The organism is Nocardioides marmorisolisilvae, from assembly GCF_031656915.1.
GTDB classification, from domain to species: domain Bacteria; phylum Actinomycetota; class Actinomycetes; order Propionibacteriales; family Nocardioidaceae; genus Marmoricola; species Marmoricola terrisoli.
On sequence record NZ_CP134227.1, the window covers coordinates 1,845,154 to 1,861,550 of the forward strand.

The window sequence follows — 16,397 nt, forward strand, 5'->3', positions numbered from 1 at the left end:
ATGACCGTCCACGAAGCCCACACTCGCGTCCTCGTCGAAGGACCCCGCCCCGGAAGTCGGCCCGACGTGCAAGTGCCGGTCACTCGGGTCGCCCTGACCAACGGCGAGATCTTCGACCGCTACAGCACCGAGGGCCCCGGCTCCGACCCGGAGGCCGGCCTGCCCAGGCTGCGGGAGACCTGGATCGCCGAACGCGCCGACACCACCACCTACGACGGCCGCCAGACGGGGCTGCCTGACAACGGCCGGGCGGCAGTGCGCCGCGGCAGCGCCCGCGCGGAGTGGCCCGGAGACACGGCACGGCCACGGCGGTCCGTCGACGGCGCGCGTGTCACGCAGATGCACTACGCGCGGGCCGGCCTGGTCACCCCGGAGATGGAGTTCGTCGCCGTGCGCGAGAACTGTGACGTCGAACTGGTCCGCGCCGAGGTCGCCTCCGGCCGCGCGATCATCCCGGCCAACGTGAACCACCCCGAGTCCGAGCCGATGGTCATCGGCCGCAGGTTCCTGGTCAAAGTCAACGCGAACATCGGCAACAGTGCCGTGACCAGCAGCATCGCGGAGGAGGTCGACAAGCTCACCTGGGCCATCACCTGGGGCGCCGACACGGTGATGGACCTCTCCACCGGTGACGACATCCACACCACCCGGGAGTGGATCCTGCGAAACTCTCCCGTCCCGATCGGGACGGTCCCCATCTACCAGGCGCTGGAGAAGGTCGACGGCCAGGCCGATCGGCTGACCTGGGAGATCTTCCGCGACACCGTCATCGAGCAGTGCGAGCAGGGCGTCGACTACATGACCATCCACGCCGGCGTACTGCTGCGCTACGTGCCGCTGACCGCGAACCGGGTCACCGGCATCGTCTCCCGTGGCGGCTCGATCATGGCCGGCTGGTGCCTGGCCCACCACGAGGAGAACTTCCTCTACATCCACTTCGACGAGCTCTGCGAGATCTTCGCCCGATACGACGTCTCCTTCAGCCTCGGCGACGGGCTCCGGCCCGGCTCTGTCGCCGACGCCAACGACGAGGCGCAGCTCTCCGAGCTGCGGACCCTGGCCGAGCTCACCACCCGCGCCTGGCAGTACGACGTCCAGGTGATGGTCGAGGGCCCCGGGCACGTGCCGCTGAACCTGGTCGAGGAGAACGTCGTACTCCAGCAGGACTTGTGCCACGGCGCACCCTTCTACACCCTCGGCCCGCTCGCCACGGACATCGCGCCCGGCTACGACCACATCACCAGCGCCATCGGCGCCGCCGCCATCGCGACGCATGGCACCGCAATGCTCTGCTACGTCACCCCCAAGGAGCATCTCGGGCTGCCGAACCGCGACGACGTCCGCGTCGGTGTGGTGACTTACAAGCTGGCCGCACATGCCGCGGACATCGCCAAGGGCCACCCTGGCGCCCGGGCGTGGGACGACGCGCTGAGCAAGGCGCGCTTCGAGTTCCGGTGGCGCGACCAGTTCGCCCTCGCCCTCGATCCGCAGACCGCGGAGTCCTATCACGACGAAACACTCCCGGCCGAGAGCGCCAAGACCGCGCACTTCTGCTCGATGTGCGGCCCGAAGTTCTGTTCAATGAAGATCTCCCAGGACGTGCGCGACCGCTTCGGCGACCCCGATCCGGACCTGGCGATGAAGCAGAAGTCAGCGGAGTTCCTTGAGCTCGGCGGCTCCGTCTACGTCCAGCCCTAAGTGGCCACGGCCAGTTCAGGGATCCAGACCACTTTGCGGCGAAGTGGGCCGCCTCCTACGCGACCTGCCCGCGAGCCTGTAGGTCGGTCTGGGAGCGGCGCAGGGCACGGCCGATGATCCGGCGCAGCCCGCGACGGACCATGCAGACCGCGTCGTGGTCGATCGGTCAACGCCGCCGCGGGAGCGGTGCTGGTGGCCCATCGCCGCGCAGGCCGAGTCGATGGTGGTCAGGGAGAGACCTTGGTCGGGCCAGCCGGTGAGGTAGGCGCACAATGCGGCGGGCTCGGCAGGGTAAGGCACGATCCCGCGGCCGGTGCACCAGCGCACCCAGCGGCGCCAGGCAAGGACGTAGACGGTGCGGTCGGCCCTGACGAGCGGGTTTTGTGGAGCTGAGGGTGGAGCTGAGGGTGTAGCTGAGGGGATTCGAACCCCTGACCTTCTCTGAAGGACCGCGACCATCGAATGGTCGATGGATCTCGGTCTCTCTCGAGCCAAACCGCTCAATCTGTAGCCCTGCGACGGATCTGAGATGTCGGCGGCGCTCCAAAACTGGTCGATTCCGGCGCCTGAAAAGTGAACGGTTTGGGTGAGTCTAGGACTCGTCTTCTGCTGTGGTGGTGCGGATGCTGGGGAGGCTGTCGATGCCGCGTCCGCGGAGCCTGTAGCTGGCGCCCTTCAATGTGAGGACGTCGGCGTGGTGGACGATGCGGTCGATCATGGCCGCGGCGACGGCTTGGTCTCCGAACACGCCACCCCAGCTGGAGAACGGCAGATTCGAGGTGAGCACGAGCGAGGCGTGTTCGTAGCGGGATGAGACCAGCTGGAAGAAGAGGTTCGCGGCGTCTTGTTCGAAGGGCAGGTAGCCGACCTCGTCGACCACAATCAGCCCGTAACGGCGTAGCCGGGCGAGCTCTTGGGGCAGTCGTCCCTGCCGGTGGGCCTCGGTGAGTCGGGTGACCCAGTCGGTGGCGGTCGCGAACAGGACCCGATGCCCGGTCTGGGCGGCGGTGACGCCCAGGGCGGTGGCCAGGTGGGTCTTCCCGGTGCCGGGCGGTCCCAGCAGAACAACGTTGCGGGCCTCGGCCAGAAAGCCGCCTGAGGCCAGTGCTGCGATCTGTTGCCGGATGCCGGGTTGGGCGTCGAAGTCGAAGTCCTCGATGGTCTTGACGGTCCCGAACCCGGCAGCCCGGATCCGCAGGTGGGCTCCGGAAGCGTTCCTGGCTGCGACTTCGCGTTCCAGGACGGCGGCGAGGTAGTCCTCATGGGTCCAGCCGGCGTCACGGGCTTGGTCGGCAAGCCGTCCTGCTGCTTCGGTGATCCTGGGTGCCTTTAACGCCGAAGCCAGGTAGGTGATCTGCTTGAGTGCTTCGGTGCTCGCGGCAGCCTTGGTGTTCTTCGCGGTGGCCATCAGCTCATCGCTCCCTCGTCGTTGCCGAGCAGACCGAAGGCGCGGTCGTAGTCACTCAGATCGCGCAGAAGGTCATCGCCAGTTGTCGCTGCACTGACTGGGCGTGGTTGCTGGAACCGTTTGCGCAGCCAGGCAGCGGTCTCGACATGGGCGGGGTCGGTGACGGTAGCGCCCCTGGCCCAGATTCGGGTGTGCTCGGTGACCAGCCGTCCCTCGGCGTGGACCCGGACGTGCTCCAGGTCGGCGGACACGTCGACGAGGCGGCCGATCAGGGTCGGGTCCACGGAGTAGTCGTTGGTGTCCAGACGCACGTAGTAGTCGCGGCCCAGTCGGATCCGGTTGCGCCAACCCAGATGCAACGGGATTGGTGGCAGCGGCAGCATCGCGGCCCGGTCGGCCTCGACCAGATCAACCGGGGATGCCTTGATGGTGCGCACCGTCCGCGCGTTCGCCTTCAGCAGCCAGTCGCCGAACTGGTCGTTGAAGTCGACCGGGGAGCCGAAGGTGCGTCCGGGCATGAAGGAGGTCTCGAACCAGCCATTGCGGCGTTCCACCAATCCCTTGGATTCCGGATCCCTGGGCGGCAGCAAGACCAGCTTGGTGGCCAAGGTGCCCATGAACTGCTCGACGCCTTCGGCGCGGCGGTGTCCGCGGCCGATGCCAGGCTCGTTGTCCCAGATCAGGCGTCGTGGCACCCGTCCCAGTTGCTGGATCAACTCCCACGAACCCAGCAGCAGGTCCTCAGTCTTGCGGGTAGGGATCATCTTCGCGGTGATGAACCTCGAGTGCGCGGCGGTGATCACCAGCACCGGCAACAGCTTGGTGGTGCCGTCCTCCAGCGGGATCCGCCTCGGCGGGAACCACAGATCACACTGCGCCGCATCACCCGGCGCCCAGACGAGCCGATCCGCCGGATCCACCGGCCGATGCTCGGGACGCAGCCGCTTCACGTTCTCGGAGAACCAGCGGATCGATCCCGTCCAGCCGACCCGCTCGGCCAACACCGTGGCAGGCATATCCGGCGTCACCTCGAGCAACTCCCGCACCCGCGGCTCGAACACCGCGAACGACGACGCCTTCGGCGTCCGCTCATAGCGGGGCGGCGCCTCAGAGTTCACCGCCTTGATGACCGTGGTCCGCGAGATCCCCAACCGTGCCGCGATCCGTGCCTTCGGCACCCCCTCAGCAGCCAGCCTCCTGATCAGCGCCCAGTCCTCCAAAGTGATCACACTCCAATCGTTGAGTGTTCACTTTTCACCGCCGAAACTGTTCAATTTTCGAGCGCCGCCGACATGAGATGTTCTGGACGTCAACGCTACCTCATTACCTCGGGCAAGCTCGGCGGCGCTCGGAGTCCATTTCTGCTGACTTTCCGGTACCGCGTAGAAGCCCAGATTGACGCGACGGGTGTTGAGCCCCGGGGTCGACTGGTGGGCGTTGTTGGGTTCGGAGTTCGCGCTTGGCAGCGCATGTGAGAGTCCGAACTTTGACACGGAGAGCGAAGAGACATATGAGCCGGAGGCCATCATCGTGACCAACTCCGCCGGCATCGTCCCCATCGCATACTTCCTCCGAGGTCGCCGCACCGCCTGAGTTACGGGTGCAACGCGAGCGGCGCATACCGCAGCAGGAGCCGCTTCACGCCGACCTCGCGCCCGAAGTCGATGGATGCCACCGCCGTGTCGAGCTTCCCGTCACTCATCACAACGTCGACGATCGTGCCCTTCCCGAAGGTGGTGTGCACTACCCGCGTCCCGGCAGTCGCATGGGTCGCGGTCAGGCGCGACTCCTTGCTGACGAAGTTGGGCGCCTGGTCGTTGTTCGTCCGGTCCTCATACACCTCGATGAGGTAGACCACTGCCGGGAGAACCAGCCCGACCGTGAGGCGGCCAAGCGCATCGTCGAGAAGGTGCGACTTGCTGCGTCCGTGACCGGTGCCGCGAGCGTTCCGGAGCTCGCCCGCACCGTTCAGCACGCTCGCCAACCCGCCGAACAGACGCTTCGCTGACCGTGCCTCTACCGGGTCGCCGCCTTCGTCGACCTGGGACGGGTCGATGCCCAGGTGCTTCATCGTTCGGGAGATGAGCTTGGGCAGGTCCTCCTTGCCGGCGTCCCCGGTGTGGCCCAAGATCGTGCGGCACGCGGTCTCGATGAGGTCCTTCGCCTGCCCGACAGCAGCCTCCGGGTCGGTCGCGTGGTCGCGGCGGATCCGCTCGATCTGGCGGCGCATCTCCCCAACTTCGAGACGCGCAGCGGCAGCTTCTGCGGACGAGAGAACGGTGCCGTCCGGGAGAGTCGCATCCACATCAGATGCGTCCCAGAACAACTTCTCCAGAAGGTCCGGGTGGTGCTCCTGCAACCAGGCAGGCAACTTCAGGTACTCGGTGACGGTGTCCAGGTTCGGGAACCGGTCCCGCAGAGTGAGCGGCTTCGGCGGCGCCGCCTTTGCCCCGAGGTCCGCCCACGGGTCGGGCTTCGGGTCAGGAACGCGGCCCAAGACGACCGGAACCATGTCGAGCACGTTGCCCTCGTAGTCGTCGTCACCGAAGTAGAGCGACCGCAGGAGCCGGGCGTGGCCCTCGATCTCCTTTGCCTTGCCGGTCAGTAGCGCGAGCTCAGTCCAGTCGCCGGCCGTAGACATGACGTCGTGCATGCAGCGCCCGAAGGCCAACAACACGAAGTTCTCCGGAGCGTCCGGTCGCCACGACAAGGTCACCCGCCCAACGCTACGGACCCGGGGCGACAACTTTGGGACCACCCGGGTGTCACTGCGGCAAGATGACGCCTAGCCCAACCAGGAGGACCGATGACTGACTGCCCCGACGTCCGTGACTACGGACCGTTCGGCAACCGCCAGTACGTCCTGTTCATCGACGACGAACCGGTCAGCCACGCGTGCGTCGGTGAGAGCAGGTATGACGAGGACGACGGCACCCTCGAGCAGGCGGCGTCGCTGAAGCTCATCTGGACGCCGCCGGACCACCGCGGACACCAGTACGGACGCAAACTCGTGGTCGAACTCCAAAGGCTGTTTCCGGACATCGTCCACGATGGCCAGTTGAGCAGCCACGGGCGGAAGCTCGTCGATGAGCTCGGCATCCCCCACGACGGTCGGACCACCCCTGTGTCGTACGACGGCGCGGAAGCGGAGAGCAAGGGTGCAGAGGCTTGGGCGAAATGGACCGCTGAGTACCTCGACGCCTGACGTCGCTCTGGTCGCCGGTGCGGGTGACGACGGATGGGCGCCGGTCGTCCGGACGTGGGCAGGGGCCGCATGCGACACGCCGCGCAGTCACGTGACCGGCGCAACGGTCGGTCGCTAGCTTCGAACTGCTGGCGTCGATTCGACCCCTCGCCGGCACGCGTCGCGGCTCGTCAGCCTGGGGAAGGGCAGGCGGGCCGCGACGTCCTCGACCGGGCGGGCGAGCCCGTTTGGCGCCGATGTCGCGGTCGTGGCAGCGTCCGGTGCCGTGGACGAACGCATTCGCGACCTCAACGTTCTGATGGACCAGGTCTTCCGTGGCCAGATCCCGGCAGGCGTCGTCTGGCACTACACGAAGCCCCGTGGGCTGCCGGACATCCTCAAGAGCCGCATCATCTGGGCCGGGGACTCGTACGGCATGAACGACCCCCGAGAGCTCCTTACGGGGCACGATGCCGTCGCGGACGCCCTGGCTGCAGCGAACTTCCCCGACAAGCTGCGCGAACGCATGACCAAGCTCCTCGCGTTCTACCGGCAGCAGATGGAACGCAGCGAGACGTTCATCCTGTCCGCGTCCATCGACGACGACAGCCTCCACCAGTGGGACGCCTACGCCGGCCGCGATGGGTACTCGATCGGCTTCCACGTCGAGCCCGGCAACATCAACCTCCTCGAGCGGTACCCGTTCAACCCAACGCCCGAGAATTCCAAGGACCAGACCCAGTTTGTGTCGAACTGGCGCAACGTCATCTACGACCCCGCCGAGCAGGCTGGAGAAGCTGGTGCGTACGTCGAGCTCGTCGCCCGGATGCTCGACCCGGTCCACTTCGGTGCCGACCCGAACCACCTCTATAACGAGTACACCGTCGAGCTGCTCGGAGCACCGGGGTACGCGGCAACCGTTGCCCGCCTCAAGCGGGACGACTCCGCACCCGAGAACGAAGTGCGGATCACCGCGACGACACTCGACCCGGACCGGTTCCGCAGCGACAACCCTTGGGGGCGGCCCAAGGTCGACCTCACCGGCTGGGTCAGCCCCACGAAGTTCCGCCCCGCCGGCGCGTACTCCAGTCCCGAGGCGACGCTCCTCCCGATCGTGGAGATCCGCACTGGCCCGGACGCCGACGTCACCGGTCTCCGAGAACTGCTCGACCAGCACGGGTACGGGCACGTCCGGATCTCCACCAGCCAGCACCCGCCCAGCTGAGCACCCGGGATGCGTGAGCCACCGCCACGGTGACCCACGCACCATCGAGTCGGGCTACGTCAGGGCTGCGGGACCGACGCCAGCGGAATCAGGCCCCAATCGCGGACAGAACGCCCGGGGGCGAAGTCCCACTCGCCACGGCACCGGTCACACCACAGGTTGACCGAGTGCTCCCGGAACCCGGGGACGTTGTCGTGCTCCTCGACGACCTCGCCGTCACCGCACGGGCACAGGAAGGTGACCTTCTCCATGTCGCCCGCGCCGGCACCCCACCCGGAGACATCGTCAGAGCTGCGGCTCACGAACTTCGGCCGTACCGGGTCCGCGTCGGGCGACGCCATGAACCACTCCGCAATGGTGTGCACCGCAGCGTCGTACGCGTTTGCCGACGGCCACGACGCAACGAGCTCCTCGAGGAAGTCGCCGCCCGAAGCGCAGATGGACTGGATGTTGTACTCGATGCCGCCGACGTAGTCACGGGCGATGTCGCCGACCCGGTCGTTCCGGTCGGCCTGGGCGATGAGCCAGTCGTGGAACGGCGTCGCGACAACCACCGGGGCCGGCCGAACCCACCGCGGCGCAACAGGCGTGCCCGCAGCGCACCGCGCGAGAGACTCCTCCAGGTGGTCGAGCGCAGCGGGACGGTGGTGGTGAGCGGTCGGCGGCGTGCTGCCGTCGACGAGCTGCCGCACGTAGTCGTGCTCGGCCTCGGAGATGCCGACCAAGAGGTTCGGCCCAGGGGTCTCGGTCTCGACCAGCGGCAGCCCGAGCGCGGCAGCGGCCCAGATGAGCCGCCCGTTGGTCACGTAGTTGCAGTGCGGCGCGAGGAGCTTCTCGACCGTGTGCTTCAGCCGGTAGCTGTGCACCGCAGCGTCCGCCTCGGTCGCCGGGGTGAACAGACGCAGCGCCTCGACGACCAGCGCCATCTCGACCAAGTCCTTCTTGGTGCCGAACCGCCACGGAGTCGTGTCCCACATACCGTTGTCCCCCAGGACCGGAGGCCCGCCGTGCGACCCGACGACCGGGTGGTCGTCCAGGACCCCGACGAGGGTCCGCACGCTAAACCGGTCACCCAGGAAGCCCTGGGCGAACGGCGACTCAACCTGACGCAGCGACGCGGTGTACTTCGTACCCGTCAAGGCGCTCCAGGCACGCGCGTCCTGCTGGGACGCCCGGTCAGAATTGTTCCTGCTTGATGCCATCTCGATCTCAATTTCCGAGCTCGCAACCCACGCTTGCCAGCCCTGACTGAGAGAGAATCCAAAGCAGACTGGAACCAACATCGCTGGTGCGCATCGCTTGTCCTCAACCACCGTCATCGCGTGGGAATCAGGCTCGGAGAGAGGTCGACCAGCCGGCCTCGTATTCCAGGATACCCGCTGACCCAACTCACACCAACGCCCCGCCCGGCCTGCTCGACGACACGAAAGCGCCCCACAGTTACTCAGAAGTCGAGCTTGAACCCGACCTTCGCCTCGGCCTCCGCCAAGGACAACCAGACACACTCGCGACTATTCGACGGTGATCGCGGTCGGGATCTTGAGGGTGTTCGCGATCGGGGTGTAGAGGTCAATGCCCTGGGCGCTGGTCTTCAGCGAGATCACCAGTGCGTAGCGGACAGGCTGATCGACTCTGGCCTTAGCATTGTTGTTCTTCCACCAGCCACCGACTGGGAAGACGGCGAGTTTGCCTGATTGGGCTAGCTCGACACCCGACGTGGGCCAGACGTCTTGGTGCAGTGACCCGAGGTTGCGCTGGTAGGCACCGACAAGCCACTTGACTTGTCCCCCGTCGGGGCGCCCGCCGGCCTCTTCGGTGCGAGCGTCGCGGTTCACTCGCTGGACGAATTGCAACTCTGACTCAAGTGGATCCTGGACCTCGAACCTCAACTGGTGCGACGGGTAACGGTAACGGCGTCGCCATCCGCGGCGCGACGCTGTGGGCTCGATGAAGTAGGAGAGCGTGACCCGAAGGTCCACCTGGAGGTCTCCGAGGTCTTGAAGAACCTGGGTCGGCCAGGGCAGGTCGTGGAGCCGGAAAGTGGGGATCTTGAAGTCGTCGCCTTCGAACGGGAGGAACTCGTCCTGGACGACCAAAGTGACTGCCTGGTCGGTCGAGTAAAGGACCCGGTCTTCGGTCGGAACTCCCCAGCCGTAGCGGCGCAGCATGGCCTGCTGGGCCTTCTTTCCCTGCTTGCTTGCTTCGTTCAGCGCGGCACGCATCGCGGGAGTCCACTCGGCTCCGTGGACGAGGAGTGCGCGGATGGTCTCGGGCCAGTACTCCGGATAGGTAGCCATCGCAAGCGCAGCCAGGCGCGAGGCTTGGGCGGTCGCCGCGCTCGTCGCGTGTGCCGACGTCAGTGCCAGGTTGTTGACATGGCCGGTGGTTCTCGTCGAGAGAGCTGGCAGGCCCGGTTCGAACAAGGAGCCCCCGTCGTACAGAACGTTGCCGCCCTCCATCACGATGTCGGGCTTGATCGGCCAGGGTGTGGTCCCGAACAGCAATGAGGTGCGGCTGTACGGGGACAGCTCGCCTTCGTCGGCGAGAACTTCCCAGCCGGTGTACGCGGGGTCAGTCGGCGCGGAGATGAGCTCGGTGTGGGCGCCGACCGTGAGGGCGTTCCAGGCCTGGCCGGGATCCAGGACTGCTGAGAGGTCAGACAGGTCGAGGTGGTCGGCGACGCTCTTGTCGGTGTTCCCCGCTGAGACCACCAGCAGCCGCGCGCGCGCGGGATCTGGGGCTGAGAGCAGTTCGAGTTCGTCGCCGTTGCGGACAACTTCGGCGCCGACGGCGAGGGCGTCCACGGTGGCCGACCAGAGTGTCGGTTGACCCGGTACCTCTGCGTTGTCGGCCTTCACGCTGATCGGCATGCAGAACACGCGGTCCCGCTTCGAGACGGTTTCGGGTACCGCCACAGCCTGGGCTGTCACGTCGCCGTAGGTGATCCGATCGTGTTGCGGTTCACCGTTGTGCGGCATGATCCTGACCGACTCCAGGCGGTGTCGAAGGACCACGGCCCCAGAACCGGCAAGAGTGGTTTCGAGGTTGCCGAACAGGGCGATGCCGGCCATCTTCGTGCCGTGGCCCTCCTGGTCGAATCCGCTGACGCCCAGGACGGTGTGCAGATCCGGTTCGGCGAGCGAGTCGGCCAACAGCACGTGCGTCCGGGCCACCCCGGTGTCGAGATGACAGACCGCGGGTGCGATCTCGTCGGCGGGCTCGAGCCGTTCGAGCAGGTCGTCGAGGTATTCCTCCTGCTCCTCGATGGACAGGTCCTCGATGGTGTCGACAAACTCCGGGCTCCGGATCTCCGCTACCGGAACGGCGGTGAACGGGAGCGCTTCGAGCTGGGTCCAGGTGGCTTCGATCCACATGACGCTGCGGTCGATTAGGCGCAGTACTCGTGGTGAGTGATTGAGTTCAGTGGTCTGGGCGTAACGTCTCAGGAGTTCCGGGCCGTCGGCGGTGGGTCGAAGCCAGATCTCCCACCAGTGCTTTCCGGTTGCGGGAGGTTGGCCGTCGGACTGCCAGAGGTCTGCGAGGACGGTCTGTCGGATGCGGGCGATGTTCGCCACGAGTTCGTTGTTTCGCGGGTTCCCGGCGGGGCTCGAGCGCTGGAGGTAGTCCTCGAAGATCTTCAGGAACTGGGCGCGGTACTGGTCGCTGACCCAGACCATGGCACGTTCGGGTAGGTCGATGTCGGGCTGGGCGAGGCGCACCGAGAGGAGGAGCCACTGGGGACGTTTTGCCGTGGTGCGGTGCCGGGACATTCGCTCCAGGCGTTCGATCGCTAGCGGGTATTCGGCGTCGGCTCCCTCGAGGGTGATCACCGTCCCGAGGGCGCGTAGCTCTTCTTCGGTGAGTACCTCGGAACGTGCCTGTTCGGCGGCGTCAAGGGCTGTGGTGAGTTCGTCGAGACGTCCTCGGCCGTGTCCGGCGCGGCTCTCGACGGGACGGATCTTGGGGTCGCCGCGGCCGGGGCGTCGGAACTCTTCGTCAGTGGATCTGTTCTCCACCAGGAGGTGGCTCAGATGTTGGCGGGGTTCAGCCAAGGCTGCCCGCCTGTCGGGCCTCCAATGCGTGGCGCAGATCTTCGACCGCGATCTGCGTGCGTCCCATGAGGATCACGCTCTTTGCGGCGGATTCGGCAGCCCGGACCAGGTCGGCGTGCGAGAGGCCTTCCATCTCTGACGCCAAGGATGTCCAGCGCACGCCCTTGGCCAGGGTGCCGAGCCGTCCGCGCATGACGGCGGCTCCTTGCTTGGGATCCGGTAGCGCGTAGTCCAGCACCATGTCGAATCGTCGGAACAGCGCCCGGTCAAGGATCTGGCGGTGGTTGGTGGCCGCGATGATCAGGCTCTCGCTGCTGCTGTTCTCCAAGAACACCAAGAACGAGTTCAGGATGCGGCGGGCCTCGCCGACGTCGTTCCCGCTCCGCTCGCCTCCGAGCGCATCGAACTCGTCGAACAGGTAGACCGCGCGCTGTTGTTCGGCCGCTTCGAAGATCACCCGCAGCTTGCTAGCGGTCTCCCCCATGAACTTGCTCATCAGGCTGTCCAGACGGATGGTCAGCAGTGGCATCGAGAGCTCGTGCGCGAGTACGGCAGCGGTCATCGTCTTGCCAGTACCGGGTGGCCCTTCGAACAGCAGTCGATGGGCCGGCTCGAATCCGTGATCCAGCAGATTCTTGCGCTGACGCTGCTCCGTCAGGATTCGTCCGACGAGGGACCCCAACGCGGTGGGCAGCACGAGTTCCTTGAGCGTGACCTCTGGATGGGTGGCGATGACCAGGTCCGCGAGGTCGCCGCGCGGCTGCGCGATCGAGGTGACCTTCGGCGACGACGCGGCACGGGAGGACTCAACGACCGACTTCAGGTCGGTCGCGAGTCGGTGATGTCCCTTGCGCGCCGCTTGGGCGGCCACCTGCATCGCCACCGAGTAGAAGGCGGCATCGTCACCGGCAGCGTGGCTGCGCACGAGCGCCTTGAAATGCTCCGCGCTCCCCGCCATGACTCACCTCCGCCGCCGGTATCCCCGTACGACGCAGTCTAGGGGGACCCACCGCCACAATCCGACCGAACGCGGCAGGCGACAACAGCCCCCTGAGCGCGCCCTTCGTCCGTTTTGCGCACTCATAGACCCAGATCGCGGCTCGAAGTGGAGGCGAGGGCTTCGAGTGGTCGGATGTACCGGTTGACGAGCACCGACATGTCTTTGTGCCGGGTCTGGGCGGCGATCCGGGCGAGCGGGACGCCGCCGAGGGCGGCGGTGGTGGCGTGTCCGGCGCGCAGGGAGTGGGCGGTGATGCGTGCGGCGTCGAGGCCGGCTGCGTAGGCGCGCTTGCGCAGTATCCGGGAGATCGATTCTCCGGCGAGCGCCTGGAGGCTGATCTGGCTGCGGTAGAAGCGGGTGAACAGCGGTCCGGGCTGGTGGCCGCGGAGCTTGCGCCAGGCAGCCATCGCCGCGACCGGATCGGTGGTGGGGTGCTTGCCGCGGGCCACCGCGACGATCTGGCCGTGGCCTTCTTGGTCGGTCTTCGACTTACGGATGGTGACCAGGACTCCGTCTGGTTCTTCGCGGATGTCGAGCAGGTCGAGTCCGATGATCTCGGAGCGGCGCATGGCGGAGGCGTAGCCGAGCAGGATGATCGCGGCGTCGCGGACACCAGGCGCGGTGGTGCGGTCGATGTGGCCGACGATCTGGCGAATGTCCTCGGTGGATAGCGGTCGGGCGAGTTGTCGGGGTGCGGTGCCGTAGGTTCGGCGCAGTCCGAGGCGGACCTGGCGCACGGTCTCGGAGGCGACCGGGTCGGGCAGCTCGTGCATCCGGTGGACGTGCCGGATCGCGGTGCAGGCCATGTCCAGGCTGCCCATCGCGATGCCAGCTTCGGCGCGTTCGGTCAGGTAGGCGCACAACGCGGCCGGGTCACCGGGCAGCGGCGGCAGGCCGCGGCCGGCGCACCAGCGGGCCCATTGGCCCCAAGTGTAGGCGTAGACGCGACGCGTGGACTCGGTGCGCGCGGCGGCGATGGCGGCTGCGATCCGCAGCGTCGACCTCGGTCAGGGGAGTGGGCAGGGCGACCTGAAGTGGCGGCGGGTTCCTCGGCAGCAGGCAGAGCGGTGAGGTGGTCATCCCGGTCGTATAGCGGCGCACCAGTTCGGCCAGCCAGCCCTCGCCATTCACCCGCGACGCGTGGTCACGAGTTCAGGTAGCAAAGTTCTGAGTTTCTGCTGAGTTGCCACTGCCGTCTCCTGAATTCAGGATCCGTGCAGGCCTCTGACCAGCGGGTTTGGTGGAGCTGAGGGGATTCGAACCCCTGACCTTCTCATTGCGAACGAGACGCGCTACCAACTGCGCCACAGCCCCAGGTGCGCCGGAACGGCGCGTGGAGAAAGTTACCACCCGCCAGGGCGGCGGCCGAAATCAGGCGCCGGCGACTCGACGCTGCTCAACGGTCTGCACTGCGGACTCGTCCTTGTCCTTCGCGACAGCCTTCGCGGCCTCGGCCTCACGGACGAGCTTGGAGTCGACCGGGTCGTGGCCGGAGGACGTCACCTGGGCCTGGGTGAGCTCGATGGTGCGAACCGTACGACGGGCCCGCGGCTTCGAGACGTAGGTCGGCAGCGTCACCGGCAACGGGTCCCACAGCGATCCGTCGTCAGCCAGCGGCTGGTCGGCCGCGGCAGCCAGGTCAGCCCGTGAGACGCCGATGGTGTCCTCGGTGTCGACCGGCTCGTCGATCGGGGAAGCCACCGCCTCGGCCGGGACAGCGACGCGCCGCCCGATGCCCTGCTCGCGCCGCACGGTGAGCCGCGCGACTACCAGGAACGCAACGATCAGGACCGCCGGGACCGCAGGGCTCCACATGGGGAGGTGCCCGAGGTAGGCGACCAGCCCGGTCGCAGCCAGCAGGAACACGAGCACGGCGAGCACCTTGCGGCGGCGGGCCGCAGCGCGACGGGCAGCGGCCCGACTGGTACGGCGGACCGGGGCCACCCCGGCAGCCGCGACCGGGGCGAGGGCAGGATGCGCCACCGGCTCGGCGGGGGCCGCCGGCTCGGCGACGGCCTCCGGCTCCGACGTGCCGCCGAACACACGCATCCGCGCGGAGAACCGCTCGACCGAGCGCGATCGAGCCAGTTCGTCGTGCTGCTGCAGCGCCTTGGGGATGAGGTAGACCGCCCACGCGAGGGCGAGCGCGATGAAGATCATTCCGGACAGGTCCACGGGTCAGAGCGTAGGAGCGTCGGTCACCGTGGAGACGCAAGCGGCCCGGTGTGTCGCAAGATCACTCCTGTGACTGGTGTGAATCCAATCGATGCAGCAGCCCAGGGAACGCCTCCTCGCGAGTGATTCCGAAGAGCAGGTGGTCACGCCAGTCGCCGTCGATGTGCAGGTATCCGGCAGCGAGCCCGACCAACGGGATCTCGAGCTTGTCCACGACGCGCAGCGAGGCGTGGTTCTCCGGTCGGATCGCCACCTCGATCCGGTGCAGGCCGACCGGCCCGAAGCAGTGGTCGATCGTCAGAGCCAGCGCTCGCGGCATGATGCCGCGTCCGGCCACCCGTTCGTCGATCCAGTAGCCCACCGAGGCGAACTGGGCCGACCCACGAATCACGTTGTTGACGGTGACCTGACCGACGAAGCGGCCGTCGTACTCGATGACGAACGGCAACTGCTTGCCCGCGCGGGCGCTGCGCAGCATCGCCCGGACCATCGAGCCGAAGGTTCGCGGCCGGGCGTTCGTCCCCGGTGGGGCGGTCGCATCCCACCGATGCAGCCACACCTGGTTGCGCTGTCGCACCTCGCGCCAGGCACGGCGGTCCCTCGCGGAGATCGGGCGCAACCGGACCGCCCCCGACTCCAGCACCACGGGCCAGCCCGGACTCAGTGGTCGCTCCCCACGATCTGCTCCACCGCGTGCCGCAGCACCGGTACGACGACCGCGAGCCCGTCGCGCACCCCGCCGGTCGAGCCGGGCAGGTTCACCACCAGGGTCCGCCCGACCACGCCGGCCAGACCCCGGGAGAGCGCCGCGGTCGGGACTCCCTGGGCGACGCCGTAGGCCCTGATCGCCTCGGCGATCCCGGGGACCTCGCGGTCGAGAAGGTCGCGGGTCACCTCCGGGGTGCGGTCGGTCGGCGTCAGGCCGGTGCCGCCGGTGGTGAGCACCACGCGGGCCCCGTCGGCGATGGCAGCCCGGATCGCCAGGCCCACCGGCTCGCCGTCGGGTACGACGTCGGGATCGGCCACCTCCCAGCCGTCGGCTCGCAGCGCATCGACGATCAACGGGCCGGTGGTGTCGTCGTACACCCCCGCGGCAGCACGGTTCGAGGCCACCACGACCGCGGCCCTCACGGGACCCTGCCGTCGTCAGGCTCGGCATCCTGAGCCGGCTCGGAGCCCGAGCGGATCCACTCGCCGCTCTTGCCGCCCGACTTGCGCTCGACCCGCACGCCGGTGATGGTCGCTGCCTTGTCGACGGCCTTGATCATGTCGATCACGGTGAGGGCGGCCACCGACACCGAGGTCAGTGCCTCCATCTCCACGCCGGTGCGGTCGGTGCTGCGGACGGTCGCGGTGATCGCCACGCCGGCGTCATCGACGGCGAGGTCGACCGAGACCGACGAGATCGCCAGCGGGTGGCACAGCGGCACCAGGTCGGGGGTCCGCTTGGCCGCCATGATGCCGGCGATGCGGGCCGTGGCGAGCGCATCGCCCTTCGGCATCCCCTCACCCCTCAGCAGTGCGACGACTTCGGCGGTGGTGTCCACCCGCCCGGTGGCGACCGCCTCGCGCGCGGTCACGTCCTTCGCCGAGACGTCGACCATCCGCGCCGCCCCGGCGTCGTCGAGGTGGGTGAACCGATCGGTCATCGAGCA

Annotated in this window: 15 protein-coding genes and 1 tRNA gene; 3 read left to right on the forward strand and 13 right to left on the reverse strand. The window is 67.6% G+C overall.

Annotated features, from left to right (window positions below; translation table 11 throughout):
- Positions 1–1,698 (forward strand): phosphomethylpyrimidine synthase ThiC, encoded by a 1,698-nt coding sequence (thiC, locus tag Q9R13_RS08760; protein WP_310964719.1) that lies wholly within the window; start codon positions 1–3, stop codon positions 1,696–1,698.
- Positions 1,699–2,290: 592 nt separating this feature from the next.
- On the opposite strand, the gene istB is transcribed toward thiC, so the two are convergent.
- Genes istB through Q9R13_RS08780 form a run of 4 tightly spaced genes read right to left on the reverse strand, consistent with a single transcriptional unit; the run spans position 2,291 to position 5,822 of the window.
- On the reverse strand, positions 2,291–3,106 hold the full coding sequence (istB, locus tag Q9R13_RS08765; RefSeq protein ID WP_310961737.1) for an IS21-like element helper ATPase IstB: 816 nt from the start codon (positions 3,104–3,106) through the stop codon (positions 2,291–2,293).
- Positions 3,106–4,335: an IS21 family transposase gene (gene istA / locus Q9R13_RS08770; RefSeq protein WP_310962791.1), complete on the reverse strand. Its 1,230-nt coding sequence runs from the start codon at positions 4,333–4,335 to the stop codon at positions 3,106–3,108. The genes istB and istA overlap by 1 nt, the downstream gene beginning before the upstream one ends.
- An 18-nt stretch (positions 4,336–4,353) precedes the next feature.
- A complete protein-coding gene (locus Q9R13_RS08775; protein WP_310964720.1) occupies positions 4,354–4,665 on the reverse strand; it encodes a hypothetical protein in 312 nt (103 codons plus the stop codon).
- Positions 4,666–4,700: 35 nt separating this feature from the next.
- Positions 4,701–5,822 (reverse strand): abortive infection family protein, encoded by a 1,122-nt coding sequence (locus Q9R13_RS08780; protein ID WP_310964721.1) that lies wholly within the window; start codon positions 5,820–5,822, stop codon positions 4,701–4,703.
- A 90-nt stretch (positions 5,823–5,912) separates the two neighbouring features.
- Between Q9R13_RS08780 and Q9R13_RS08785 the strand changes: the two genes are divergently transcribed.
- Both Q9R13_RS08785 and Q9R13_RS08790 read left to right on the forward strand, forming a co-directional pair.
- Positions 5,913–6,311: a GNAT family N-acetyltransferase gene (locus Q9R13_RS08785; protein ID WP_310964722.1), complete on the forward strand. Its 399-nt coding sequence runs from the start codon at positions 5,913–5,915 to the stop codon at positions 6,309–6,311.
- A 265-nt stretch (positions 6,312–6,576) separates the two neighbouring features.
- Positions 6,577–7,515 carry a hypothetical protein gene (locus Q9R13_RS08790; protein WP_310964723.1) on the forward strand — a complete coding sequence of 313 codons (939 nt, stop codon included), beginning with the start codon at positions 6,577–6,579 and terminating at the stop codon, positions 7,513–7,515.
- A gap of 59 nt (positions 7,516–7,574) precedes the next feature.
- Here Q9R13_RS08790 and Q9R13_RS08795 read toward each other — a convergent pair whose 3' ends face one another.
- The 9 genes from Q9R13_RS08795 to moaC all read right to left on the reverse strand — a co-directional run bounded on the left by Q9R13_RS08795 (position 7,575) and on the right by moaC (position 16,391).
- Positions 7,575–8,717 carry a hypothetical protein gene (locus tag Q9R13_RS08795; protein WP_310964724.1) on the reverse strand — a complete coding sequence of 381 codons (1,143 nt, stop codon included), beginning with the start codon at positions 8,715–8,717 and terminating at the stop codon, positions 7,575–7,577.
- A gap of 309 nt (positions 8,718–9,026) precedes the next feature.
- Complete coding sequence (locus Q9R13_RS08800) at positions 9,027–11,531, reverse strand: S8 family peptidase (protein WP_310964725.1); 2,505 nt, start codon at positions 11,529–11,531, stop codon at positions 9,027–9,029.
- A 28-nt stretch (positions 11,532–11,559) separates the two neighbouring features.
- Entirely contained in the window at positions 11,560–12,444 is an 885-nt protein-coding gene (locus tag Q9R13_RS08805) for an AAA family ATPase (protein WP_310965065.1), read from the reverse strand.
- A gap of 203 nt (positions 12,445–12,647) precedes the next feature.
- Complete coding sequence (locus Q9R13_RS08810) at positions 12,648–13,388, reverse strand: site-specific integrase (protein WP_310964727.1); 741 nt, start codon at positions 13,386–13,388, stop codon at positions 12,648–12,650.
- Positions 13,389–13,805: 417 nt separating this feature from the next.
- Positions 13,806–13,881: transfer RNA gene (locus Q9R13_RS08815), tRNA-Ala, on the reverse strand.
- 57 nt (positions 13,882–13,938) lie between these two features.
- The gene (sepX, locus tag Q9R13_RS08820) at positions 13,939–14,742 is read right to left on the reverse strand and encodes a divisome protein SepX/GlpR (protein ID WP_310964728.1); all 804 of its coding nucleotides are present in this window, start codon (positions 14,740–14,742) and stop codon (positions 13,939–13,941) included.
- Between the two features lie 61 nt (positions 14,743–14,803).
- Positions 14,804–15,388, reverse strand: a complete 585-nt coding sequence (locus Q9R13_RS08825; protein ID WP_310964730.1) for a GNAT family N-acetyltransferase — start codon at positions 15,386–15,388, stop codon at positions 14,804–14,806.
- Between the two features lie 14 nt (positions 15,389–15,402).
- Positions 15,403–15,873 (reverse strand): MogA/MoaB family molybdenum cofactor biosynthesis protein, encoded by a 471-nt coding sequence (locus Q9R13_RS08830; protein ID WP_310964731.1) that lies wholly within the window; start codon positions 15,871–15,873, stop codon positions 15,403–15,405.
- Complete coding sequence (moaC, locus tag Q9R13_RS08835) at positions 15,870–16,391, reverse strand: cyclic pyranopterin monophosphate synthase MoaC (protein WP_310964732.1); 522 nt, start codon at positions 16,389–16,391, stop codon at positions 15,870–15,872. Before moaC ends, Q9R13_RS08830 begins: the two co-directional genes overlap by 4 nt.
- Positions 16,392–16,397 lie beyond the last annotated feature (6 nt).